Here is a 24,544-nt window from a genome sequence, read left to right on the forward strand (position 1 = left end):
TCCGGAAGCCCGTTCGCGCGACGCCGCGCAGCTCCGCCAGCCTACTCCAGAGCGTCCAGGAGCCGTCCGGCAAAACCCCTATAGGGTGAGAACGCAGAAATCTAAACTGCGCTTGTGGGAGCGGTCAGGCAGCGCCAGATGTGAAGCCTGAACGCCCTCCCGATCCATGGCAGCACAGCATCCGCAACGGAAAGTGCTTGACAGGAGCGGCGAGGAAGCCCATAATCGATAGTTCTCTGCGGAGAGGTGCCCGAGTGGCTAAAGGGGGCAGACTGTAAATCTGTTGGCTTACGCCTACGCTGGTTCGAATCCAGCCCTCTCCACCAGAATGCAAGACAGCAGCCGGCAACGCCGGTGAAGAAGCAGGAAAGACCCAGGCGGGTGTAGCTCAATGGTAGAGCAGAAGCCTTCCAAGCTTACGACGAGGGTTCGATTCCCTTCACCCGCTCCAGTCGCGGTTGCTGTCACAAAGTAGTACGTCTAGTTTCGCCCATGTGGCTCAGTGGTAGAGCACTCCCTTGGTAAGGGAGAGGTCGGCAGTTCGATCCTGCCCATGGGCACCAAATACCACGCACTGGCAATATCGCTACCGAGACAGGAGTCGCGAAATGGCAAAGGAAAAGTTCGAGCGGACCAAGCCGCACGTGAACGTTGGTACGATTGGTCACGTTGACCATGGCAAGACCACGCTGACCGCAGCGATCGCCACGGTGCTGGCAGCGAAGTTCGGCGGTGCCGCCAAGAAGTACGACGAAATCGACGCAGCGCCGGAAGAAAAGGCCCGCGGTATTACCATCAATACCGCCCACGTCGAATACGAGACGGCCAACCGCCACTACGCGCACGTTGACTGCCCGGGCCACGCTGACTATGTGAAGAACATGATCACGGGCGCTGCGCAGATGGACGGCGCAATCCTGGTTTGCTCGGCCGCTGACGGCCCGATGCCGCAGACCCGCGAGCACATCCTGCTGGCCCGTCAGGTTGGTGTGCCGTACATCATCGTGTTCCTGAACAAGTGCGACATGGTGGACGACGCCGAACTGCTCGAGCTGGTCGAGATGGAAGTGCGCGAGCTGCTGAGCAAGTACGAGTTCCCCGGCGACGACACCCCGATCATCAAGGGTTCGGCCAAGCTGGCACTGGAAGGCGACAAGGGCGACCTGGGCGAAGAAGCCATCATGCGCCTGGCCGATGCGCTGGACACCTACATCCCGACGCCGGAGCGTGCCGTTGACGGTACCTTCCTGATGCCGGTGGAAGACGTGTTCTCGATCTCGGGTCGCGGCACCGTGGTGACCGGCCGTATCGAGCGCGGCATCATCAAGGTCGGCGAAGAAATCGAAATCGTTGGCATCAAGCCGACCGTGAAGACCACCTGCACCGGCGTGGAAATGTTCCGCAAGCTGCTGGACCAGGGCCAGGCTGGCGACAACGTCGGTCTGCTGCTGCGCGGCACCAAGCGTGAAGACGTCGAGCGCGGCCAGGTGCTGTGCAAGCCGGGTTCGATCAAGCCGCACACCCACTTCACCGGCGAGGTGTACATCCTGTCGAAGGACGAGGGCGGCCGTCACACCCCGTTCTTCAACAACTATCGCCCGCAGTTCTACTTCCGTACCACCGACGTGACCGGCTCGATCGAGCTGCCGAAGGACAAGGAAATGGTCATGCCGGGTGACAACGTGTCGATCACCGTCAAGCTGATCGCCCCGATCGCCATGGAAGAAGGCCTGCGCTTCGCTATCCGCGAAGGTGGCCGTACCGTCGGCGCCGGCGTCGTGGCAAAGATCCTCGACTAAGCTGTTCGATAGCGAATGCGGCACCAACCGGCCGCATTCGTTGCCAGAGGGGTTGGCGCAAGCGTCGACCCCGAAGTTGTTTTAGGGGTATAGCTCAACTGGCAGAGCGTCGGTCTCCAAAACCGAAGGTTGGGGGTTCGATTCCCTCTGCCCCTGCCAAATCAATCAGCCGCGTCGCGAGGAGCAATCGTGACGCGGCTTAGTCTCGTTTGCGAAACATGGCCAATCCCAATGTTGAAACCGTGAACGCCAACAGCGGCAAGTGGATGCTCGGCGTCGCGGTGCTGCTGGTGGTTGCCGGCGTCATCGGTTTCTATGCACTCGCACAGCAACCGTCTTATGTACGTGGCGCTGCGCTGTTCGGCGGTATTGCACTGGGCGTAGTCGTTGCACTGGTGTCTGCACCGGGCAAGGACTTCATTGGGTTCGCCAAAGAATCGTATCGGGAAGTTCGCAAGGTCGTCTGGCCGACGCGCAAGGAATCCGGGCAGATGACGGGACTGGTCTTCGTCTTTGTCGTCGTCATGGCACTGTTCCTGTGGTCGGCAGACAAGCTCATCGAGTGGATCGTGTTTTCGCTCGTATTGGGCTGGAAATAAGAGGTAGCACATGACGGATAACGCTCAGCAGGAAACCATCGCGCCGGAATCGCCTTCGTCGAAGAAGCGCTGGTATGTCGTGCATGCCTACTCCGGGATGGAGAAGAGCGTGCAACGCGCGCTGCAGGAGCGCATCGAGCGCGCCGAGATGCAGGACAAGTTCGGCCGCATCCTGGTGCCGTCCGAGGAAGTCGTGGAAATCAAGGGTGGCCACAAGTCGGTCACCGAGCGTCGCTTCTTCCCCGGCTACGTGCTGGTGGAAATGGAGATGACCGACGAGACCTGGCACCTGGTGAAGAACACCAGCAAGGTCACCGGTTTCGTAGGCGGCGCCCGCAATCGTCCGAGCCCGATCTCGCAGCGCGAAGTCGACAAGATCATGACCCAGATGCAGGAAGGGGTCGAGAAGCCGCGTCCCAAGACGCTGTTCGAAGTGGGCGAAATGGTGCGCGTCAAGGACGGCCCGTTCACCGACTTCAACGGCAACGTCGAAGAAGTGAACTACGAAAAATCGCGCCTGCGCGTCTCGGTCACCATCTTCGGGCGGGCCACGCCGGTCGAGCTCGAGTTCGGTCAGGTCGAGAAGGTTTAAGAAATTTGCCGGTTGTCGGCCGCAAGGTCGGCAACGGGCAACGGCAGTGCCCCAGGGCGCTGCCAAAGAGGAGCGTGAGGCCGTGCCACCGGTGCGGCGACAGCGCGTTACGACTCAACAGGATCGCAACCCCTCCGTGGAGCGGTCCGGATTGGAGTAGAGATGGCCAAGAAGATCATTGGCTTTATCAAGCTGCAGATTCCGGCTGGTAAGGCAAATCCCTCCCCGCCCGTTGGTCCCGCACTGGGTCAGCGTGGTCTGAACATCATGGAGTTCTGCAAGGCGTTCAACGCCCAGACCCAGGGTATGGAACCCGGTCTGCCGGTGCCGGTGGTGATTACCGCCTTCGCCGACAAGAGCTTCACCTTCGTGATGAAGTCGCCGCCGGCGACCGTGCTGATCAAGAAGGCAGCCGGCATCACCAAGGGTTCGCCGAAGCCCCACACCGACAAGGTTGGCAAGATCACCCGCGCCCAGGCTGAAGAAATCGCCAAGGCCAAGAACGCTGACCTGACCGCCGCCGACCTGGACGCTGCCGTGCGTACCATCGCCGGTTCGGCTCGTTCGATGGGCATCACCGTGGAGGGTCTGTAAATGGCTAAGGTTTCCAAGCGCGTCGCCGCCAACAAGGCGAAGATCGAGCGTACCAAGTTCTACCCGATCGACGAGGCCCTGGGCCTGGTGAAGGGCTGCGCCTCGGCGAAGTTCGACGAGTCGATCGACGTGGCCGTGCAGCTTGGCATCGACGCCAAGAAGTCGGACCAGGTGGTGCGTGGTTCCGTGGTGCTGCCGGCCGGTACCGGCAAGTCGGTGCGCGTGGCCGTGTTCGCCCAGGGCGAAAAGGCCGAGGCTGCCAAGGCCGCCGGTGCCGACATCGTCGGCATGGAAGACCTGGCTGAGCAAGTCAAGGCCGGCAACCTGAACTTCGACGTCGTGATCGCTTCGCCGGACACGATGCGTATCGTCGGTACGCTGGGCCAGATCCTGGGCCCGCGCGGCCTGATGCCGAACCCGAAGGTTGGCACCGTGACCCCCGACGTGGCCCAGGCCGTGAAGAACGCCAAGGCCGGTCAGGTTCAGTTCCGTGTCGACAAGGCCGGTATCATCCACGCCACCATCGGCCGCCGTTCGTTCGAAGACGCCGCGCTGAAGAGCAACCTGGCGGCGCTGCTGGACGCGCTGGTCAAGGCCAAGCCGGCCACCAGCAAGGGCGTGTACCTGCGCAAGGTCGCGGTCTCGTCGACCATGGGCGTGGGCGTGCGCGTCGACCAGGCTACGCTGGCAGCCTGAGCTGACGGCAAATTGCTGACCGGGACCCGATAACACCGGTCGGCAAGAAGAATTGAAGATCCCGGCCGCTGGCGGGGGTCGTCTCCGGACCGCAAGGAATGGAGCAAGGCTTTGGGCAGTGGTGCCGTAATGGATGCGCAAGCATCGGCGGCACCGCTGGTTATCAAAGACCGCTGGTGTCCTGGTCCGCGGCAGTAGGGCGGAGAGGGGCTTAATCGGTCGGAGCAGGAGCGAAGGCATCACGCCCTAGCCATGTCTTCCGGCCAGCCAGCGCAGATGGCGCACCCGAAGGGATTGATGAAGCCGGGCCTCGACCCGGATGATTCGGGCCAATCGGACGCCGTTCGTTTGTGCTGACGTGAAGGCTCCGGTATTGCCGGAGACACAGCGTCATTTTGGAGCTTAACCGTGCCACTCAATATTGAAGATAAGAAGGCCGTCGTTGCTGAGGTCTCGGCGCAAGTCGCCAAGGCCCAGACCATCGTCGTCGCCGAATATCGCGGCATTGCGGTTGGCGATCTGACCAAGCTGCGTGCTACCGCTCGCCAGCAAGGCGTGTACCTGCGCGTTCTGAAGAACACGCTGGCCCGCCGCGCCGTCGAAGGTACGCCGTTTGCAGGCCTCGCAGAGCAGATGACCGGCCCGCTGATCTACGGTATTTCCGAAGATGCAGTGGCCTCGGCCAAGGTTCTGAACGACTTCGCCAAGACCAACGACAAGCTGGTCCTGCGCGCCGGGTCGTATGACGGCAAGGTTCTCGACGCTGCTGCCGTGAAGGCGCTGGCCTCGATCCCGAGCCGCGACGAACTGATTGCTCAGCTGCTGGGCGTGATGCAGGCACCGGTGTCGGGCTTCGCCCGTCTGCTGGCTGCCCTGGCCGCCAAGAAGGAAGAAGGCGCTCCCGCGGAAGCGGAAGCTGCCGGCGCCTAAGGCAATCCAGGCCGCGCATCGAAAGATCGCATTACCGATACCGAATCAAATCTAGTAGGAGTATTTCAAATGGCAATCACCAAAGACGACATCCTGGAAGCCGTTGGCGCGATGTCCGTGATGGAACTGAACGACCTGGTCAAGGCGTTCGAAGAGAAGTTTGGCGTGTCGGCTGCTGCCATGGCCGTGGCTGCTGCTCCGGGCGCTGGCGGTGCTGCTGCTGCCGAAGAGCAGACCGAGTTCAACGTGATCCTGGCCGAAGTCGGCGCCAACAAGGTCGGCGTGATTAAGGCTGTTCGCGAAATCACCGGTCTGGGCCTGAAGGAAGCCAAGGACCTGGTCGATGGCGCACCGAAGCCCGTCAAGGAAGGCGTGGACAAGGCCGCTGCTGCCGAAGCCAAGAAGAAGCTGGAAGACGCCGGCGCCAAGGTCGACGTCAAGTAATGCTGTACTCGCGTGCCCTCGCGGCACGCGAATGGGGCTGGCAAAGGGAGATTTCCCGGCGCCAGCCTTTTTGCGCTTGTGCGATTGTGTTTTAGTCACCACTCGGCACAGCGCGAATCGCAGTAAAAGTGATGTTTGCGACTCGCGGCGAGGTTCAATTTGCCAGCGATTCAGCAGAGGCCAAACATCAGTGGCACACTAAGTGGTTGCTGCTGATGTTTGTCTTCTGAACCGACTGCAGAAGACAAGTTTGGTCGGGTGTCCCCCGGGCGAGTACAGGCGTTGCGCTGAAGCGACGACCACACCGCCCGCAGCGTGCGGACACCGTCAGCCAGAGGTTGGTAGCGGCCAACCGCCAAATCCCCTCCCAGTCGCTGAACACCTCAGGCGCGGCCAGGTCCAGCCGCCCTGCGATGATTCGGAGATCCCATGGCGTACAGCTTCACCGAAAAGAAGCGCATTCGCAAAAGCTTTGCGAAGCGCGCTACGGTACATCAGGTTCCATTCCTGCTTGCCACCCAGATTGAATCCTACACCCAGTTCTTGCAAGCGGAAACGCCGACCGCGCGTCGCAAGACCGAAGGCCTCCAGGCCGCTTTCAACGCAATCTTCCCGATCTCCTCGCATAACGGGCTCGCCCGTATGGAGTTCGTCTCGTATCACCTGTCCAACCCGCCGTTCGACGTCAAGGAATGTCAACAGCGTGGCCTGACGTTCCATTCGGCCCTGCGCGCCAAGGTTCGCCTGATCATCAACGATCGCGAGAATCCGGGCAAGGTCAAGGAAGTGAAGGAGCAGGAAGTCTACATGGGCGAGATTCCGCTCATGACTTCCACGGGTTCGTTCGTCATCAACGGCACCGAGCGTGTCATCGTCTCGCAGCTGCACCGCTCGCCGGGCGTGTTCTTCGAGCACGACAAGGGCAAGACCCACAGCTCGGGCAAGCTGCTGTTCTCGGCACGTATCATCCCCTACCGCGGTTCGTGGCTGGACTTCGAATTCGATCCGAAGGACATCCTGTACTTCCGCGTCGACCGCCGCCGCAAGATGCCGGTGACGATCCTGCTGAAGTCGATCGGCCTGACCCCGGAACAGATCCTGGCGCACTTCTTCGTGTTCGACAACTTCACGCTGCAGTCGGAAGGCGCGCAGCTGGAGTTCGTGCCCGAGCGCCTGCGCGGTGAAGTCGCGCGCTTCGACATCGCCGACAAGAACGGCCGCGTGGTGGTCGAGAAGGACAAGCGGATCAACGCCAAGCACATCCGCGACCTGGACTCGGCCGGCACCAAGCTGATCAGCGTGCCGGAAGACTATCTGCTGGGCCGGGTGCTGGCCAAGAACATCATCGACCCGGATACCGGCGAGGTGATTGCCAACGCCAACGACGAGCTGACCGAAGCGCTGCTGGAAAACCTGCGCGAAGCCGGCGTCAAGCAGATCCAGACCCTGTACACCAACGACCTGGACCAGGGCCCGTACATGTCGCAGACGCTGCGCGTGGACGAGACCGCCGACCAGACCGCCGCGCGTATCGCGATCTACCGCATGATGCGCCCGGGTGAGCCGCCGACCGAAGAAGCCGTGGAAGCGCTGTTCCAGCGCCTGTTCTACAGCGAAGAGTCGTACGACCTGTCGCGCGTTGGCCGCATGAAGGTCAACAGCCGCCTGGGTCGCCCCAGCGGCGAAGGCGCCATGGTGCTGCAGGACGAGGACATCCTCGAGACCATCAAGATCCTGGTCAACCTGCGCAACGGCAAGGGCGAGGTCGATGACATCGACCACCTCGGCAACCGTCGCGTGCGTTGCGTCGGCGAACTGGCCGAGAACCAGTTCCGCGCCGGCCTGTCGCGCGTGGAGCGTGCCGTCAAGGAACGTCTGGGCCAGGCCGAGACCGAGAACCTGATGCCGCACGACCTGATCAACTCGAAGCCGATCTCGTCGGCGATCCGCGAGTTCTTCGGTTCGTCGCAGCTGTCGCAGTTCATGGACCAGACCAACCCGCTGTCCGAGATCACGCACAAGCGTCGTGTCTCCGCACTGGGCCCGGGTGGCCTGACCCGCGAGCGCGCAGGCTTTGAAGTCCGTGACGTGCACCCGACCCACTACGGCCGCGTGTGCCCGATCGAAACGCCGGAAGGTCCGAACATTGGTCTGATCAACTCGCTGGCACTGTATGCGCGCCTGAATGAGTACGGCTTCCTGGAAACCCCGTACCGCAAGGTCGAGAACAGCAAGCTGACCGACCAGGTCGACTACCTGTCCGCGATCGAGGAAGGCAAGTACGTGGTGGCGCAGGCCAACGCGACGGTCGATGCCGACGGCAACCTGACCGACGAACTGGTATCGGCGCGTGAAGGTTCCGAGCGTGAAACCCGTATGGTGACGCCGGATCGCGTGCAATACATCGACGTGGCGCCGTCGCAGATCGTGTCGGCCGCTGCCTCGCTGGTGCCGTTCCTGGAACACGATGACGCGAACCGTGCACTGATGGGCGCGAACATGCAGCGTCAGGCCGTGCCTTGCCTGCGTCCGGACAAGCCGCTGGTCGGCACCGGCATCGAGCGCACCGTCGCGGTCGACTCGGGGACGGCCGTGCAGGCGATGCGTGGCGGCGTGGTCGATTACGTCGACGCGATGCGTATCGTGATCCGCGTGAACGACGACGAAGCCGTGGCCGGTGAAGTCGGCGTGGACATCTACAACCTGATCAAGTACACGCGCTCGAACCAGAACACCAACATCAACCAGCGTCCGATGGTCAAGGTGGGCGACCACGTGGCCCGCGGCGACGTCATCGCCGACGGCGCCTCGACCGACCTCGGCGAACTGGCGCTGGGCCAGAACATGCTGGTGGCGTTCATGCCGTGGAACGGCTACAACTTCGAGGATTCGATCCTGATCTCGGAGCGTGTGGTGGCCGAAGACCGCTATACCTCGATCCACATCGAGGAACTGTCGGTCGTCGCCCGCGACACCAAGCTGGGACCGGAGGAAATCACGCGCGATATCTCGAACCTGGCCGAAGCCCAGCTGGCTCGCCTGGACGAGTCGGGCATCACCTACATCGGTGCTGAAGTCGAAGCCGGCGACGTGCTGGTGGGCAAGGTCACGCCGAAGGGCGAGACCCAGCTGACCCCGGAAGAGAAGCTGCTGCGCGCGATCTTCGGCGAGAAGGCGTCGGACGTGAAGGACACCTCGCTGCGCGTGCCGTCGGGCATGAGCGGCATCGTGATCGACGTCCAGGTCTTCACCCGCGAAGGCGTGACCCGCGACAAGCGTGCCCAGTCGATCATCGACGACGAACTGAAGCGCTACCGCCTGGACCTGAACGACCAGCTGCGTATCGTGGAAGGCGACGCGTTCCAGCGTCTGGAGCGTCTGCTGGTCGACAAGACCGTCAATGGCGGTCCGAAGAAGCTGGCCAAGGGCGCCAAGATCACCAAGGAGTACCTGGCGGACATCGACAAGTACCACTGGTTCGACATCCGTCCGGCCGACGAGGAACTGGCTGCCCAGCTGGAAGCCGTCAAGGAAGCCATCGAGCAGAAGCGCCACGAGTTCGACCTGGCCTTCGAGGAAAAGCGCAAGAAGCTGACGCAGGGCGACGAACTGCCGCCGGGCGTGATCAAGATGGTCAAGGTGTACCTGGCCGTCAAGCGCCGCCTGCAGCCTGGCGACAAGATGGCAGGCCGTCACGGTAACAAGGGTGTGGTGTCGAAGATCGTCCCGATCGAAGACATGCCGTACATGGCGGACGGTACCCCGGCCGACATCGTGCTGAACCCGCTGGGCGTGCCGTCGCGGATGAACGTGGGCCAGATCCTGGAAACCCACCTGGGCTGGGCCGCGCGCGGCCTGGGCCAGCGCATCGGCGACATGCTCAAGGCCTCGGCCAAGGCGCAGGAACTGCGCACCCTGCTCTCGCAGATCTACAACGAGAGCGGCAAGCCGGAAGACCTCGACAGCCTCTCCGACGCCGAAGTGCTGGAACTGGCGACCAACCTGAAGAAGGGCGTGCCGTTCGCGACGCCGGTGTTCGACGGTGCCCACGAGGACGAAATCCGCCGCATGCTGGACCTGGCCTACCCGGACGACGTCGCCCGCGAAAAGGGCCTGACGGCTTCCAAGCAGCAGGTCACGCTGCACGACGGCCGCACCGGCGAAGCGTTCGAGCGTCCGGTCACGCTGGGTGTGATGCACATGCTGAAGCTGCACCACCTGGTCGACGACAAGATGCACGCGCGCTCCACCGGCCCGTACTCGCTGGTGACGCAGCAGCCGCTGGGCGGCAAGGCCCAGTTCGGTGGCCAGCGTTTCGGTGAGATGGAAGTGTGGGCACTGGAAGCCTACGGCGCGTCGTACGTGCTGCAGGAAATGCTGACGGTCAAGTCCGATGACGTGAACGGCCGTACCAAGGTGTACGAGAACATCGTCAAGGGCGAGCACTCGATCGATGCCGGCATGCCGGAATCGTTCAACGTGCTGGTGAAGGAAATCCGCTCGCTGGGTATCGACATCGACCTCGATCGCTACTGATCGAGACGATGCGGGGGCCGGCCACGGCGGGCACCCACCAGCGAAGGATTTCCCACAGGATGAATGCCATCGACCCGGACAGACTCCGGGACGGTGGCGAAACAAGGAGTTGCAATGAAAGCATTGCTCGATCTCTTTAAGCAGGTACAGCAGGAAGAGCAGTTCGACGCGATCAAGATCGGCCTGGCCTCGCCCGAGAAGATCCGTTCGTGGTCGTACGGCGAAGTGAAGAAGCCGGAAACGATCAACTACCGTACGTTCAAGCCGGAACGCGACGGCCTGTTCTGCGCCAAGATCTTTGGCCCGATCAAGGACTACGAGTGCCTGTGCGGCAAGTACAAGCGCCTGAAGCACCGTGGCGTGATCTGCGAGAAGTGCGGCGTTGAAGTGACGCTGGCCAAGGTGCGCCGCGAGCGCATGGGCCACATCGAACTGGCCGCGCCGACCGCGCACATCTGGTTCCTGAAGTCGCTGCCGTCGCGCCTGGGCATGGTCCTGGACATGACGCTGCGCGACATCGAGCGCGTGCTGTACTTCGAAGCATTCGTGGTGATCGAACCCGGCATGACCCCGCTCAAGAAGAGCCAGATCATGTCCGAAGACGACTACCTCGCGAAGTGCGACGAGTACGGCGAGGGCGAGTTCGTCGCCATGATGGGTGCCGAGGGCATCCGTGAACTGCTGCGCGGTATCGACATCGAGAAGCAGATCGAACAGATCCGCGCCGAGCTGCAGGCCACCGGTTCCGAAGCCAAGATCAAGAAGTTCGCCAAGCGCCTGAAGGTGCTCGAGGCCTTCCAGCGTTCGGGCATCAAGCCCGAGTGGATGATCCTCGAGGTGCTGCCGGTGCTGCCGCCCGAGCTGCGCCCGCTGGTGCCGCTGGATGGCGGCCGCTTCGCGACCTCGGACCTGAACGACCTGTATCGCCGCGTCATCAACCGTAACAACCGCCTGAAGCGCCTGCTGGAGCTGAAGGCGCCTGAGATCATCGTGCGCAACGAAAAGCGCATGTTGCAGGAAGCGGTTGACTCGCTGCTGGACAACGGCCGTCGCGGCAAGGCGATGACCGGTGCCAACAAGCGTCCGCTGAAGTCGCTGGCCGAAATGATCAAGGGCAAGGGCGGCCGTTTCCGTCAGAACCTGCTGGGCAAGCGCGTCGACTACTCGGGCCGTTCGGTCATCGTGGTGGGCCCGACGCTCAAGCTGCACCAGTGCGGCCTGCCCAAGCTGATGGCGCTCGAGCTGTTCAAGCCCTTCATCTTCCACAAGCTGGAAACGATGGGCATCGCCACCACCATCAAGGCGGCGAAGAAGGAAGTCGAAAGCCAGACCCCGGTGGTGTGGGACATCCTCGAAGAGGTGATCCGCGAGCACCCGGTGATGCTGAACCGTGCGCCGACGCTGCACCGCCTGGGTATCCAGGCGTTCGAGCCGGTGCTGATCGAAGGCAAGGCGATCCAGCTGCACCCGCTGGTCTGCGCGGCGTTCAACGCCGACTTCGACGGTGACCAGATGGCTGTCCACGTGCCGCTGTCGCTGGAAGCGCAGATGGAAGCCCGCACCCTGATGCTGGCCTCCAACAATGTGCTGTTCCCGGCCAACGGCGACCCGTCGATCGTGCCGTCGCAGGACGTGGTGCTGGGCCTGTACTACACCACCCGCGACAAGATCAACGGTCGTGGCGAAGGCATGACCTTTGCCGACATCAGCGAAGTGATCCGCGCGTACGAGAACAAGGAAGTCGAACTGGCTTCGCGCGTGAACGTGCGTATCACCGAGTATGAGCTGGTCGACAAGGACGCCGAAGCCGACGCGCGTTTCGCGCCCAAGATCACGCTGCAGGCCACCACGGTCGGCCGCGCGATCCTGTCCGAGATCCTGCCGAAGGGCCTGCCGTTCTCGGTGCTGAACAAGCCGCTGAAGAAGAAGGAAATCTCGCGCCTGATCAACACGGCGTTCCGCCGCTGCGGCCTGCGCGAGACCGTGATCTTCGCCGACAAGCTGCTGCAGTCGGGTTTCCGCCTGGCTACGCGCGCCGGTATCTCGATCGCGATCGACGACATGCTGGTGCCGCCGGCGAAGGAAAAGATCATCGCCGAGGCCTCGGCCAAGGTGAAGGAATACGACAAGCAGTACATGTCGGGCCTGGTGACCGATCAGGAACGCTACAACAACGTCGTGGACATCTGGGGCGCCGCCGGCGACCAGGTGGGCAAGGCGATGATGGAGCAGCTGCAGCACGAGGACGTGGTCGACCGCGAAGGCAAGACCGTGAAGCAAGAGTCGTTCAACTCCATCTACATGATGGCCGACTCGGGCGCACGGGGTTCCGCCGCACAGATCCGCCAGCTGGCCGGCATGCGTGGCCTGATGGCCAAGCCGGATGGCTCGATCATTGAAACGCCGATTACGGCGAACTTCCGTGAAGGCCTGAACGTTCTGCAGTACTTCATCTCGACCCACGGCGCCCGTAAGGGCCTGGCCGATACCGCACTGAAGACCGCGAACTCGGGTTACCTGACCCGTCGTCTGGTCGACGTGACGCAGGATCTGGTCGTGGTTGAAGACGATTGCGGCACCTCCAACGGCGTGGCCATGAAGGCCCTGGTCGAAGGCGGTGAAGTGATCGAAGCCCTGCGCGACCGTATCCTTGGCCGCGTGACCGTGGCCGACGTGGTCAACCCGGAAACCCAGGAAACCGCGATCGAGTCCGGCACGCTGCTGGACGAAGACCTGGTCGAGCTGATCGACAACATCGGCGTGGACGAGGTCAAGGTCCGCACCCCGCTGTCGTGCGACACGCGCTACGGCCTGTGCGCCAAGTGCTACGGCCGCGACCTGGGCCGCGGCGTGCTGGTGAACTCGGGCGAAGCGGTGGGCGTGATTGCCGCTCAGTCGATCGGTGAGCCGGGCACGCAGCTGACCATGCGTACCTTCCACATCGGTGGTGCGGCATCGCGTGCGGCAGTGGCCTCGAGCGTGGAAGCGAAGGCGACCGGTACGGTCCGCTTCACCGCGACCATGCGCTACGTCACCAACGCCAAGGGCGAACTGATCGTGATCTCGCGTTCGGGCGAGGCGCTGATCACCGACGACCACGGCCGCGAGCGCGAACGCCACAAGATCCCGTACGGCGCCACGCTGCTGGTGCAGGACGGCCAGTCGATCAAGGCCGGCACGCAACTGGCCACGTGGGACGCGCTGACGCGCCCGATCGTTTCGGAGTACTCGGGCACGATCAAGTTCGAGAACGTCGAAGAGGGCGTGACCGTCGCCAAGCAGATGGACGAAGTGACGGGCCTGTCGACCCTGGTGGTGATCGACGCCAAGCGCCGCACGGCTGCAACCAAGGGCATCCGCCCGCAGGTGAAGCTGCTCGACGCCAACGGCCAGGAAGTGAAGATCCCGGGCACGGACCACTCCGTGACCATCGGCTTCCAGGTCGGCGCGCTGATTACCGTGAAGGACGGCCAGCAGGTGCACGTGGGTGAAGTGCTCGCGCGTATCCCGACCGAATCGCAGAAGACCCGCGACATTACCGGTGGTCTGCCGCGTGTGGCCGAGCTGTTCGAAGCGCGTTCGCCGAAGGACGCCGCCGTGCTGGCGGAAGTCACCGGCACGACCTCGTTCGGCAAGGACACCAAGGGCAAGCAGCGCCTGGTCATTACCGACCTGGACGGCAATGCCCACGAGTTCCTGATCGCGAAGGAAAAGCAGGTGCTGGTGCACGACGGCCAGGTGGTGAACAAGGGCGAAATGATCGTGGAAGGTCCGGCGGACCCGCACGACATCCTGCGCCTGAAGGGCATCGAAGAGCTGGCGCACTACATCGTCGACGAAGTCCAGGACGTGTACCGTCTGCAGGGCGTGAAGATCAACGACAAGCACATCGAGGTGATCGTTCGCCAGATGCTGCGTCGGGTGCAGATCGCCGACGTGGGCGACACCAAGTTCATCCCGGGTGAACAGGTGGAGCGCTCGGAACTGCTCGACGAGAACGACCGCGTGATCGCCGAAGGCAAGCGTCCGGCAACCTACGAGAACCTGCTGCTGGGTATTACCAAGGCGTCGCTGTCGACCGACAGCTTCATCTCGGCGGCATCGTTCCAGGAAACCACGCGCGTGCTGACCGAAGCCGCGATCATGGGCAAGACCGACGACCTGCGTGGTCTGAAGGAAAACGTGATCGTGGGTCGTCTGATCCCGGCTGGTACCGGCCTGGCCTACCACCGTGCCCGCAAGGCGCGCGAGGCCTCCGAGCGCGAACGCGCCCAGGCGATCGCCGAAGAAGAGCAGTCGCTCTTCATCGAGCCGCCGGTGGTGCAGGCGACCGAGGGCGAAGGCGACAACGCCTGATCTCGTAGCAGCAATGGCCGCCGCAAGGCGGACCAAAGCCCGGCTGATCCAGCCGGGCTTTTTTTTCGTCCGCGCACGGCGGCGCCTTTAGTGAGAAACATCGGAGAGTTTGGCGCGTAGGCGCGGCGGCCGGCCCCCTTAGTGGTAAGGTTACGGCTTTTCCGGCTCCAGCATTTCCGTTGTCCATGTCGCAAGCACTGGCGATCCTCAAGGATGTCTTCGGTTACCACGCCTTCCGCGGGCGCCAGGCCGAGATCATCGACCACGTCGCCACCGGCGGTGATTGCCTGGTGCTGATGCCGACCGGCGGCGGCAAGTCGCTGTGCTACCAGATTCCGGCGCTGCTGCGCCAGCGCGCCGGCGACGGTGTCGGCATCGTGGTGTCGCCGCTGATCGCGCTGATGCAGGACCAGGTCGCGGCGCTGACCGAGGCCGGCGTGCGCGCCGCGGTGCTCAACTCGACGCTGACCGGGGCCGAGGCCTCCGCAGTCGAGCGCGACCTGCTGGCAGGGCGCATCGAGATTCTCTACGTGGCGCCGGAACGTCTGATGACGCCGCGCTTCCTTGACCTGCTGGAGCGCACCCGCGTCGGCCTGTTCGCGATCGACGAGGCCCACTGCGTGTCGCAATGGGGCCACGACTTCCGGCCCGAATACATCCAGCTGTCGGTGCTGCACGAGCGCTTCCCCTACGTGCCGCGCATCGCGCTGACCGCGACCGCCGACGCGCTGACGCGCGACGAGATCGTCGAGCGGCTGGCGCTGCACGACGCGCGCATCTTCATTTCCAGTTTCGACCGGCCCAACATCCGCTACCGCATCGTCGAGAAGGACAATGCGCGCCAGCAGTTGCTTGCCTTTATCAAGGCGGAACATACCGCGGCCGACGGCACCCATGACAGCGGCATCGTCTATTGCCTGTCGCGCAAGAAGGTCGAGGACACCGCGCAGTGGCTGAGCGGCCACGGCATCAACGCGCTCGCCTACCATGCCGGCATGGACGCCCAGGTGCGCCAGCACCACCAGGCGCGCTTCCGCGAAGAGGAAGGGCTGGTAATGGTGGCGACGATCGCCTTCGGCATGGGCATCGACAAGCCCGACGTGCGCTTTGTCGCCCACCTGGACCTGCCCAAGAGCATGGAGGGCTATTACCAGGAAACCGGCCGCGCCGGCCGCGACGGGCTGCCCGCCAATGCCTGGATGGCCTACGGGCTGGGCGACGTGGTGCAGCAGAAGCGCATGATCGACGAGTCCGAGGCCGACGAGGCGTTCAAGCGTGTGTCGTCGTCCAAGCTCGATGCGCTGCTGGGTCTGTGCGAAACCGCCGGCTGCCGCCGCCAGCGCATCCTCGCCTACTTCAACGAAGCCAGCGAGCCCTGTGGCAACTGCGATACCTGCCTGGAGCCGCCGGCCACCTGGGATGGCACGCGCGAGGCGCAGATGGCGCTGTCTTGCGTGTACCGCACCGCGCAGGCAAGCCGCATCCACTTCGGTGCGACCCATCTGGTCGATGTGCTGCGCGGCAATGCCTCGGAAAAGATCAAGCAGTGGGGCCATGACAAGGTATCGACCTTCGGCATCGGCAAGGAACGCTCGGTGCATGAATGGCACACGGTGTTCCGCCAGCTGATTGCGCAGGGCTTGCTGACCATCGACCATGGCGGCCACGGCGCGCTGCTGCTGGGCGAACGCGCGCGCGAAGTGCTCAAGGGCGAGCGGCAGATCATCCTTCGACGCCAGGCTGCCAAGCCGGGCAAGTCCGGCGAGCGCGCGGCGCGCGGCACGCGCATCGACCATACCGCCGACATGGACGCCGATACGCTGGCCAACTGGGAAGCGCTGCGCCGCTGGCGTACCGAGGCCGCGCGCGAGCATGGCGTACCAGCCTACGTGATCTTCCATGACGCCACGCTGGCCGAACTGGCGCGCACCGCGCCGGATTCGCTCTCGGCGATGCAAGGCATCCCCGGGATTGGCGCCTCCAAGCTGGAGCGCTACGGGCAGGGCATCCTCGACACCCTGCGCGGAGCCTAGCCGCTACGGTTTGCCAGTCGGGTATACGGCTTGACGGTATACGATTCCGCTGCTAGGATGCCAGATTCGAGTTTTTGGCTTTGGATTTCGCTCGCCCGTCGGATAAGTGGCCTTCAGGTCGCTGCCGGCAAGCCTACCGGACTGGGTTTCCATGGACGGGTGGCGGCAGACGCGGGATCCGGGTGCCGGCTCGCGCTCTTTGGCATGCTGTTACCGCACAGTCCCGTCTCCAGAGCGCCCGCTCACCTCTCCCGCCCAAAACCCGTAGTTGCCTCTCCAGCCTGGCGCATGCCGGCGCGAGGGGCGTTTTTCGTAAAACCAAGCTGGATTGAACAATGCCAACTATCAACCAACTGGTTCGCAAGCCGCGCGTCTCGGAAGTCGTCAAGAGCAAGAGCCCGGCGCTTGAGAACTGCCCCCAGCGTCGTGGCGTGTGCACCCGTGTGTACACCACGACGCCGAAGAAGCCGAACTCGGCACTGCGTAAGGTCGCCAAGGTGCGCCTGACCAACGGTTTCGAAGTCATTTCGTACATCGGCGGTGAAGGCCACAACCTGCAGGAACACTCGGTCGTGCTGATCCGCGGCGGTCGTGTGAAGGATCTGCCGGGTGTGCGTTACCACATCGTCCGTGGTTCGCTGGATCTGCAAGGCGTGAAGGACCGCAAGCAGGCCCGTTCGAAGTACGGCGCGAAGCGTCCGAAGGCAGCCTAAGTTTTGGCAGCCTGGGCCCGCGAGGCCCGAAGCAACAGACGATAGCCTGTGGCGTGAGTCATGGTGCTGTCACCAGGCGGCGGTACAACGGAGCGCCTTTTTGGCAACCGTGCCGTCGAGTAAGTGGTCACCCGGCGAATTTGCTGTCTTTGCATGCAAGCTAGTTGGTGGCCGGAGAGCGGGAAACTCTGACCGCGCTCTCAACTGAATCTAAAGGAAAGAAGATGCCACGTCGTCGTGAAGTCCCCAAGCGGGATGTTCTGCCTGATCCGAAGTTCGGCAACGTTGAAGTTGCCAAGTTCATGAACGTGCTGATGCTGGACGGCAAGAAGTCGGTTGCCGAACGTATCGTTTATGGCGCGTTCGACCAGATCGAAAAGAAGGCAGGCAAGGCCCCCATCGAGGTGTTCTCCGTTGCGATCAACAACGTGAAGCCGGTGGTGGAAGTGAAGAGCCGTCGCGTGGGCGGCGCCAACTATCAGGTTCCGGTCGAAGTCCGTCCGTCGCGTCGTTTGGCATTGGCGATGCGTTGGCTGCGCGAGGCCGCGAAGAAACGCAGCGAGAAGTCGATGGCGCTGCGCCTGGCAGGTGAGCTGCTGGAAGCATCGGAAGGCCGTGGCGGCGCGATGAAGAAGCGCGACGAAGTGCACCGCATGGCCGAAGCCAACAAGGCGTTCTCGCACTTCCGCTTCTAAAGCGAGCGAAAACATTGTTGGTTGCCGGGCGGGTTGTGTTTTTACACATCTCGCCCGTTTGTGTTAGGGGCGCGGGCCATGAGATGCCGGCGCCTCACGGACGAATAGAGGATTAAAGTGGCTCGTAAGACTCCCATCGAGCGTTACCGTAACATCGGTATTTCGGCTCACATTGACGCGGGTAAAACCACCACGACCGAGCGCATCCTGTTCTACACCGGTGTGAACCACAAGATCGGTGAAGTGCACGACGGCGCGGCCACCATGGACTGGATGGAGCAGGAGCAGGAGCGTGGTATTACCATCACCTCCGCTGCCACCACCGCCTTCTGGAAGGGCATGGCCGGCAACTACCCCGAGCACCGCTTCAACATCATCGACACCCCGGGCCACGTGGACTTCACCATCGAGGTGGAGCGTTCCATGCGCGTGCTGGACGGCGCGTGCATGGTGTACTGCGCAGTGGGTGGCGTGCAGCCGCAGTCCGAAACCGTCTGGCGTCAGGCCAACAAGTACAAGGTTCCGCGTCTGGCATTCGTCAACAAGATGGACCGTACCGGCGCGAACTTCTTCAAGGTCTACGACCAGCTGAAGACCCGCCTGAAGGCCAACCCGGTGCCCGTCGTGGTGCCGATCGGCGCTGAAGACGGCTTCCAGGGCGTCGTCGATCTGCTGGAAATGAAGGCGATCGTTTGGGACGAAGCCAGCCAGGGCGTGAAGTTCGAATACCAGGACATTCCGGCCGAACTGCAAGCCACGGCTGACGAATGGCGCGAGAAGATGGTCGAGTCCGCCGCCGAAGCCAGCGAAGAGCTGATGGAAAAGTACCTGGGCGGCGAAGAGCTGACCCGCGCCGAGATCGTCAAGGCGCTGCGTGACCGTACCATCGCCTGCGAAATCCAGCCGATGCTGTGCGGCACTGCGTTCAAGAACAAGGGCGTGCAGCGTATGCTCGACGCCGTGATCGACTTCCTGCCGTCGCCGGTCGACATTCCGCCGGTTACGGGCACGGACGAGGACGACAGCGAGAAGAAGCTCGAGCGCAAGGCCGACGACAACGAAAAGTTCTCGGCACTGGCGTTCAAGATCATGACCGACCCGTTCGTTGGCCAGCTGATCTTCTTCCGCGTCTACTCGGGCAAGATCAATTCGGGCGACACCGTGTACAACCCGGTGAAGCAGAAGAAGGAGCGTCTGGGCCGTATTCTGCAGATGCACGCCAACCAGCGCGAAGAAATCAAGGAAGTGCTGGCCGGCGACATCGCCGCCGCGGTGGGCCTGAAGGATGCCACCACGGGCGATACGCTGTGCGATCCGGCTGCGCCGATCGTGCTCGAGCGCATGGTGTTCCCGGAGCCGGTGATCTCGCAGGCTGTCGAGCCGAAGACCAAGGCTGACCAGGAAAAGATGGGCATCGCCCTGAACCGCCTGGCCGCCGAAGATCCGTCGTTCCGCGTGCGTACCGATGAAGAATCGGGCCAGACCATCATTTCGGGCATGGGCGAGCTCCACCTCGAAATTCTGGTCGACCGCATGAAGCGCGAATTCGGCGTGGAAGCCAACATCGGCGCGCCGCAGGTGGCCTACCGCGAAACCATTCGCAAGACCGCCGAAGGCGTCGAGGGCAAGTTCGTCAAGCAGTCGGGCGGCCGCGGCCAGTACGGTCACGCCGTGATCACGCTGGAACCGCAAGAGCCGGGCAAGGGCTTCGAGTTCATCGACGCCATCAAGGGCGGTGTGATTCCTCGCGAATACATCCCGGCGGTCGAAAAGGGTATCGTCGACACGCTGACGGCCGGTATTCTGGCTGGCTTCCCGGTGGTGGACGTGAAGGTCACGCTGACGTTCGGTTCGTACCACGACGTGGACTCGAACGAAAACGCGTTCCGCATGGCCGGCTCGATGGCTTTCAAGGAAGCCATGCGCAAGGCCAGCCCGGTTCTGCTCGAGCCGATGATGGCGGTGGAAGTGGAAACGCCGGAAGACTACACCGGTACCGTGATGGGCGACTTGTCGTCCCGCCGCGGCATCGTGCAGGGCATGGACGACATGGTGGGCGGCGGCAAGATCATCAAGGCCGAAGTCCCGCTGTCGGAAATGTTCGGTTATTCGACGTCGCTGCGCTCGGCCACGCAAGGCCGCGCCACGTACACCATGGAATTCAAGCACTACGCCGAGGCACCGAAGAACATCGCCGAAGCAGTGATGGCGGCCAAGGGCAAGTAAATAAGCTGTATGCCGCCGCACCCACCGGGGTGCGGCGGCGTGATGAATCGACAAGACTGCATTCCATTAGGAGCTGAAAAAAATGGCAAAGGAAAAGTTCGAGCGGACCAAGCCGCACGTGAACGTTGGTACGATTGGTCACGTTGACCATGGCAAGACCACGCTGACCGCAGCGATCGCCACGGTGCTGGCAGCGAAGTTCGGCGGTGCCGCCAAGAAGTACGACGAAATCGACGCAGCGCCGGAAGAAAAGGCCCGCGGTATTACCATCAATACCGCCCACGTCGAATACGAGACGGCCAACCGCCACTACGCGCACGTTGACTGCCCGGGCCACGCTGACTATGTGAAGAACATGATCACGGGCGCTGCGCAGATGGACGGCGCAATCCTGGTTTGCTCGGCCGCTGACGGCCCGATGCCGCAGACCCGCGAGCACATCCTGCTGGCCCGCCAGGTTGGTGTGCCGTACATCATCGTGTTCCTGAACAAGTGCGACATGGTGGACGACGCCGAACTGCTCGAGCTGGTCGAGATGGAAGTGCGCGAGCTGCTGAGCAAGTACGAGTTCCCCGGCGACGACACCCCGATCATCAAGGGTTCGGCCAAGCTGGCACTGGAAGGCGACAAGGGCGACCTGGGCGAAGAAGCCATCATGCGCCTGGCCGATGCGCTGGACACCTACATCCCGACGCCGGAGCGTGCCGTTGACGGTACCTTCCTGATGCCGGTGGAAGACGTGTTCTCGATCTCGGGTCGCGGCACCGTGGTGACCGGCCGTATCGAGCGCGGCATCATCAAGGTCGGCGAAGAAATCGAAATCGTTGGCATCAAGCCGACCGTGAAGACCACCTGCACCGGCGTGGAAATGTTCCGCAAGCTGCTGGACCAGGGCCAGGCTGGCGACAACGTCGGTCTGCTGCTGCGCGGCACCAAGCGTGAAGACGTCGAGCGCGGCCAGGTGCTGTGCAAGCCGGGTTCGATCAAGCCGCACACCCACTTCACCGGCGAGGTGTACATCCTGTCGAAGGACGAGGGCGGCCGTCACACCCCGTTCTTCAACAACTATCGCCCGCAGTTCTACTTCCGTACCACCGACGTGACCGGCTCGATCGAGCTGCCGAAGGACAAGGAAATGGTCATGCCGGGTGACAACGTGTCGATCACCGTCAAGCTGATCGCCCCGATCGCCATGGAAGAAGGCCTGCGCTTCGCTATCCGCGAAGGTGGCCGTACCGTCGGCGCCGGCGTCGTGGCAAAGATCCTCGACTAAGCACTTCCTGGGACATGCCCGCGGGCATGTCCCCATTCAACGGGCAGCTTGCCCAATCGCTCTTTTAAGGAAATATCATGCAGAACCAGAAGATCCGTATCCGCCTGAAGGCTTTCGACTATCGCCTGATCGACCAGTCGGCTGCCGAAATCGTGGATACCGCCAAGCGTACCGGCGCGATCGTCAAGGGCCCGGTGCCCCTGCCGACCCGCATCCAGCGCTTCGACATCCTGCGTTCGCCGCACGTCAACAAGACCAGCCGCGATCAGTTCGAGATCCGCACCCACCAGCGCCTGATGGACATCGTCGACCCGACCGACAAGACCGTTGACGCGCTGATGAAGCTCGACCTGCCGGCAGGCGTGGACGTCGAGATCAAGGTGTAATCATGCTTCGGGCTGCTTGCGCAGCCTGCTGCAGCAAAACGGCGAACCTCGGTTCGCCGTTTTTGTTTGGTGGCGCGTCGCACGGCGGCATCCGCCGGTCACTTACACGCTGCCGCGCCGGCGCAGCGTCTCGGCCGGGCACTCGCCGAACGCGCGCCGGTACTCGGCGCTGAAGCGCCCCAGGTGGGTAAAGCCCCAGCGCAGCGCGGCGCCCGTCACCGACGCCAGCGCCGCATCGTTGAGCAGGTCGTGCCGTACCCGGTCCAGCCGGACCGTGCGCAGATAGGCCATCGGGCTTAGCCCGCGATGCTCGCGGAACCCCGCATACAGGCTGCGCAGGCTGACGCCCGCGATCTCCGCCAGCAGCGCCGGCGTCAGCGCGGCGGCGGCATGAGCGTGGATATACTCCTCGACCACTTTCACATGGCGCGGCGCCAGTGGCTTGCCGTGCCGCTGCAGCGCCTCCGACAGGCTGTGCGGCTGCAGCGTCAGCAGCGCGCCGATCACCAGTTGCTCGAGCTGACATGCCGTCAGCGGATGGCGCGCCGCTGCCGGCGCCACCGACAGCATCTGCGCCAGATACTCCATCAATGAATACCAGCCGGCGCTGCGCCAGGCCATGCCCAGCTGGAAGCGCAGCGGCGGGTCCGGGCGATGTCCAAGATAGGCGGCGCACACGCGTTCCAGCGCGCTGCGCTCGATGCGCACGATCAGCTGGTCGTTGTCGGCGCTCCAGCGCATCAGCAGCGGATCGCTGGGCGTAAGCACGGAAGCGCAGTCCGGCGTCGACACGATCTGCTGCGCGCCACAACGGATCTCAGCCTGGCCGCAGAGCGGCATCTGCACCAGCAAGAAGTCTCCGAGCGGCCCCGGGTCGATGGTGACATCGGCTCCGTAGGCTAGCCGGTTCAGCGACACCGCGCCCAGCGGCGCGTGGTGCATGCGGGCCGACAGGCTGGTCCCGCGGATATCGAGCCGGTGAGGCTTGAAGACCTTGCCGACCGCCGCGCGCGTCTGCCCGAGGTCGGTCGAGGCGAACACCTGCCGCCCGGCATCGTGTAGCAGGGCATGCGCCAGCGGCGCCGGCGCGCGGGCAGTCGGGGGCAGCTGCAACATGGTCTCGCTCCTCTGGCGTGGCCGCGGCGCTGGCTGGCGTCCACGGCGGCGGGCCGGGTCGCCATGCGCGCAGCATGGTCCACGGAACCACTATAGCGGATCGACCTGCGCGACCCCGGCCTTGCATTGACCGAAGCTTAACTTTCCTGCACTAATCGGATAGCCGCTGCAGCCAGCGGCTAGTTTGCTGCGGTGCGGAGCCACCATCATGGGACCCAGCACGGCAGCGCAAATCTCCACCAGCTGTCAGCCAACAGAGAACGACAAGGAGCGCAGGCCATGGGCCAGACCATCCAGATCCAGACCCCCGAAGGCAGTTTCAGCGGCTATCTCGCCACCCCGGCGGCGGGCAAGGGCCCCGGCATCGTGCTGTGCCAGGAGATCTTCGGCGTCAATGCCACCATGCGCCAGGTGGCCGACTATTACGCCGAGGAAGGCTATACGGTGCTGGTGCCCGACCTGTTCTGGCGCATCGCACTGGGCATCGAGCTGACCGACCGCGGCGAGGACTTCCAGCGCGCGCTCGGCCTCTATCAGCAGTTTGACGAAGCGAGGGGCGTGCAGGATGTGGGCGCGGCGTTGGAGACGTTGCGCGCCCGGCCCGAATGCGTCGGCCAGACCGGCGTGCTCGGCTTCTGCCTGGGCGGCAAGCTGGCCTACCTGGCGGCCTGCCGGCTGCCCGACGTGGCCTGTGCGGTGGCGTACTACGGCGTCGGCATCGAGCACGCGCTGGGCGAGGCCGCCAACGCACGTGGCCGCCTGGTGCTGCATATCGCGGAGAAGGACGGCTTCTGCCCGCCGCAGGCGCAAGCGGCGATCCGCGAGGCGCTGGCCGGCCGGGACAACATCGAGGTGTACGTCTATGCCGGCGTCGATCATGCCTTTGCGCGGTCCGGCGGCGAGCATTTCGACAAGCCCTCGGCGCTGATGGCGCACCAGCGCTCGATCGCCGCGCTGCGCCGCGAGCTGGGTCCGCACTACGACTTCTCGGCGTTGTGGGACAAGCACTGCGAGTATGAATTCGCCAGCCGCGATGTCGATGCGACCATGGCGACGATGGTGGCGCAGCCCTACGTGAACCATATCCCGACCATGACCGGCGGCGTCGGCCATGCGCAGCTGCGCCGCTTCTACCAAAACCATTTCGTCCACAGCAATCCGCCCGACACCACGCTGATCCCGCTGTCGCGCACGGTCGGCGCCTCGCAGATCGTCGACGAGCTGCTGTTCTGCTTTACCCACACCAGCGAGATCGACTGGATGCTGCCAGGCGTGCCGCCGACCGGCAGGCGCGTGGAGATCCCGCTCATCGCCATCGTCAAGTTCCGTGGCGACAAGCTGTACCACGAGCACATCTACTGGGACCAGGCCAGCGTGCTGGTGCAGATCGGCAAGCTGGATCCGGCGGGTTTGCCGGTGGCGGGCGTGGAGACCGCGCGCAAGCTGCTGGATGAAACCCTGCCGTCCAACACGCTGATGGCGCGCTGGCAGCAGAGCGAAGGCAAGTAGGCAAGGCGGCACCGAACGGGAGCCGGCCCGCAGAGGCCTGCCCCGCA

At 63.5% G+C, this 24,544-nt stretch carries 17 protein-coding genes and 4 tRNA genes; 20 read left to right on the forward strand and 1 reads right to left on the reverse strand.

The window, feature by feature from the left end:
- Positions 1-240 precede the first annotated feature (240 nt).
- From MKD50_RS21275 to rpsJ, 19 genes are all read left to right on the forward strand, one after another.
- Positions 241-326: transfer RNA gene (locus tag MKD50_RS21275), tRNA-Tyr, on the forward strand.
- A gap of 51 nt (positions 327-377) precedes the next feature.
- Positions 378-451: transfer RNA gene (locus tag MKD50_RS21280), tRNA-Gly, on the forward strand.
- A gap of 37 nt (positions 452-488) precedes the next feature.
- Positions 489-563: transfer RNA gene (locus tag MKD50_RS21285), tRNA-Thr, on the forward strand.
- Positions 564-608: 45 nt separating this feature from the next.
- On the forward strand, positions 609-1,799 hold the full coding sequence (tuf, locus tag MKD50_RS21290) for an elongation factor Tu (protein WP_062801974.1): 1,191 nt from the start codon (positions 609-611) through the stop codon (positions 1,797-1,799).
- Positions 1,800-1,882: 83 nt separating this feature from the next.
- A tRNA-Trp gene (locus MKD50_RS21295) sits at positions 1,883-1,958 on the forward strand.
- A 59-nt stretch (positions 1,959-2,017) separates the two neighbouring features.
- On the forward strand, positions 2,018-2,398 hold the full coding sequence (gene secE / locus MKD50_RS21300; protein WP_115705213.1) for a preprotein translocase subunit SecE: 381 nt from the start codon (positions 2,018-2,020) through the stop codon (positions 2,396-2,398).
- A gap of 10 nt (positions 2,399-2,408) precedes the next feature.
- Positions 2,409-2,990 (forward strand): transcription termination/antitermination protein NusG, encoded by a 582-nt coding sequence (gene nusG / locus MKD50_RS21305; protein ID WP_115705211.1) that lies wholly within the window; start codon positions 2,409-2,411, stop codon positions 2,988-2,990.
- A 162-nt stretch (positions 2,991-3,152) separates the two neighbouring features.
- On the forward strand, positions 3,153-3,584 hold the full coding sequence (gene rplK, locus MKD50_RS21310) for a 50S ribosomal protein L11 (RefSeq protein ID WP_010810467.1): 432 nt from the start codon (positions 3,153-3,155) through the stop codon (positions 3,582-3,584).
- Positions 3,585-4,280: a 50S ribosomal protein L1 gene (gene rplA / locus MKD50_RS21315; RefSeq protein ID WP_115705209.1), complete on the forward strand. Its 696-nt coding sequence runs from the start codon at positions 3,585-3,587 to the stop codon at positions 4,278-4,280.
- Between the two features lie 408 nt (positions 4,281-4,688).
- Positions 4,689-5,210, forward strand: a complete 522-nt coding sequence (gene rplJ / locus MKD50_RS21320) for a 50S ribosomal protein L10 (protein ID WP_115705207.1) — start codon at positions 4,689-4,691, stop codon at positions 5,208-5,210.
- Between the two features lie 69 nt (positions 5,211-5,279).
- Positions 5,280-5,654: a 50S ribosomal protein L7/L12 gene (rplL, locus tag MKD50_RS21325; RefSeq protein ID WP_010810464.1), complete on the forward strand. Its 375-nt coding sequence runs from the start codon at positions 5,280-5,282 to the stop codon at positions 5,652-5,654.
- Between the two features lie 429 nt (positions 5,655-6,083).
- On the forward strand, positions 6,084-10,190 hold the full coding sequence (rpoB, locus tag MKD50_RS21330) for a DNA-directed RNA polymerase subunit beta (protein ID WP_115705205.1): 4,107 nt from the start codon (positions 6,084-6,086) through the stop codon (positions 10,188-10,190).
- Between the two features lie 114 nt (positions 10,191-10,304).
- Positions 10,305-14,546 carry a DNA-directed RNA polymerase subunit beta' gene (gene rpoC, locus MKD50_RS21335; protein ID WP_252668580.1) on the forward strand — a complete coding sequence of 1,414 codons (4,242 nt, stop codon included), beginning with the start codon at positions 10,305-10,307 and terminating at the stop codon, positions 14,544-14,546.
- A gap of 185 nt (positions 14,547-14,731) precedes the next feature.
- The gene (gene recQ, locus MKD50_RS21340; RefSeq protein ID WP_115705201.1) at positions 14,732-16,579 is read left to right on the forward strand and encodes a DNA helicase RecQ; all 1,848 of its coding nucleotides are present in this window, start codon (positions 14,732-14,734) and stop codon (positions 16,577-16,579) included.
- Between the two features lie 335 nt (positions 16,580-16,914).
- On the forward strand, positions 16,915-17,292 hold the full coding sequence (gene rpsL / locus MKD50_RS21345; RefSeq protein WP_010810460.1) for a 30S ribosomal protein S12: 378 nt from the start codon (positions 16,915-16,917) through the stop codon (positions 17,290-17,292).
- Between the two features lie 224 nt (positions 17,293-17,516).
- A complete protein-coding gene (gene rpsG, locus MKD50_RS21350; RefSeq protein ID WP_010810459.1) occupies positions 17,517-17,987 on the forward strand; it encodes a 30S ribosomal protein S7 in 471 nt (156 codons plus the stop codon).
- Between the two features lie 117 nt (positions 17,988-18,104).
- Positions 18,105-20,213 carry an elongation factor G gene (fusA, locus tag MKD50_RS21355; protein WP_115705200.1) on the forward strand — a complete coding sequence of 703 codons (2,109 nt, stop codon included), beginning with the start codon at positions 18,105-18,107 and terminating at the stop codon, positions 20,211-20,213.
- A gap of 82 nt (positions 20,214-20,295) precedes the next feature.
- Positions 20,296-21,486 carry an elongation factor Tu gene (gene tuf / locus MKD50_RS21360; protein ID WP_062801974.1) on the forward strand — a complete coding sequence of 397 codons (1,191 nt, stop codon included), beginning with the start codon at positions 20,296-20,298 and terminating at the stop codon, positions 21,484-21,486.
- A 77-nt stretch (positions 21,487-21,563) separates the two neighbouring features.
- Positions 21,564-21,872 (forward strand): 30S ribosomal protein S10, encoded by a 309-nt coding sequence (gene rpsJ, locus MKD50_RS21365; RefSeq protein ID WP_006160488.1) that lies wholly within the window; start codon positions 21,564-21,566, stop codon positions 21,870-21,872.
- Positions 21,873-21,974: 102 nt separating this feature from the next.
- Here rpsJ and MKD50_RS21370 read toward each other — a convergent pair whose 3' ends face one another.
- The gene (locus MKD50_RS21370; protein WP_252668582.1) at positions 21,975-22,988 is read right to left on the reverse strand and encodes an AraC family transcriptional regulator; all 1,014 of its coding nucleotides are present in this window, start codon (positions 22,986-22,988) and stop codon (positions 21,975-21,977) included.
- Between the two features lie 279 nt (positions 22,989-23,267).
- Here MKD50_RS21370 and MKD50_RS21375 point away from each other — a divergent pair, with 279 nt between their 5' ends.
- On the forward strand, positions 23,268-24,497 hold the full coding sequence (locus MKD50_RS21375; RefSeq protein WP_252668584.1) for a dienelactone hydrolase family protein: 1,230 nt from the start codon (positions 23,268-23,270) through the stop codon (positions 24,495-24,497).
- Positions 24,498-24,544 lie beyond the last annotated feature (47 nt).

It is taken from the genome of Cupriavidus mimosae, from assembly GCF_023952485.1.
In the GTDB taxonomy this organism is placed as follows: domain Bacteria; phylum Pseudomonadota; class Gammaproteobacteria; order Burkholderiales; family Burkholderiaceae; genus Cupriavidus; species Cupriavidus taiwanensis_C.

Excerpts from the sequence above, each read along its gene's own strand:
- tuf (WP_062801974.1), top strand. The coding sequence starts at position 609 with ATGGCAAAGGAAAAGTTCGAGCGGACCAAGCCGCACGTGAACGTTGGT.
- secE (WP_115705213.1), top strand. The coding sequence starts at position 2,018 with ATGGCCAATCCCAATGTTGAAACCGTGAACGCCAACAGCGGCAAGTGG.
- nusG (WP_115705211.1), top strand. The coding sequence starts at position 2,409 with ATGACGGATAACGCTCAGCAGGAAACCATCGCGCCGGAATCGCCTTCG.
- rplK (WP_010810467.1), top strand. The coding sequence starts at position 3,153 with ATGGCCAAGAAGATCATTGGCTTTATCAAGCTGCAGATTCCGGCTGGT.
- rplA (WP_115705209.1), top strand. The coding sequence starts at position 3,585 with ATGGCTAAGGTTTCCAAGCGCGTCGCCGCCAACAAGGCGAAGATCGAG.
- rplL (WP_010810464.1), top strand. The coding sequence starts at position 5,280 with ATGGCAATCACCAAAGACGACATCCTGGAAGCCGTTGGCGCGATGTCC.
- rpoB (WP_115705205.1), top strand. The coding sequence starts at position 6,084 with ATGGCGTACAGCTTCACCGAAAAGAAGCGCATTCGCAAAAGCTTTGCG.
- rpoC (WP_252668580.1), top strand. The coding sequence starts at position 10,305 with ATGAAAGCATTGCTCGATCTCTTTAAGCAGGTACAGCAGGAAGAGCAG.
- recQ (WP_115705201.1), top strand. The coding sequence starts at position 14,732 with ATGTCGCAAGCACTGGCGATCCTCAAGGATGTCTTCGGTTACCACGCC.
- rpsL (WP_010810460.1), top strand. The coding sequence starts at position 16,915 with ATGCCAACTATCAACCAACTGGTTCGCAAGCCGCGCGTCTCGGAAGTC.
- rpsG (WP_010810459.1), top strand. The coding sequence starts at position 17,517 with ATGCCACGTCGTCGTGAAGTCCCCAAGCGGGATGTTCTGCCTGATCCG.
- tuf (WP_062801974.1), top strand. The coding sequence starts at position 20,296 with ATGGCAAAGGAAAAGTTCGAGCGGACCAAGCCGCACGTGAACGTTGGT.
- rpsJ (WP_006160488.1), top strand. The coding sequence starts at position 21,564 with ATGCAGAACCAGAAGATCCGTATCCGCCTGAAGGCTTTCGACTATCGC.
- MKD50_RS21370 (WP_252668582.1), bottom strand. The coding sequence starts at position 22,988 with ATGTTGCAGCTGCCCCCGACTGCCCGCGCGCCGGCGCCGCTGGCGCAT.
- MKD50_RS21375 (WP_252668584.1), top strand. The coding sequence starts at position 23,268 with ATGGGCCAGACCATCCAGATCCAGACCCCCGAAGGCAGTTTCAGCGGC.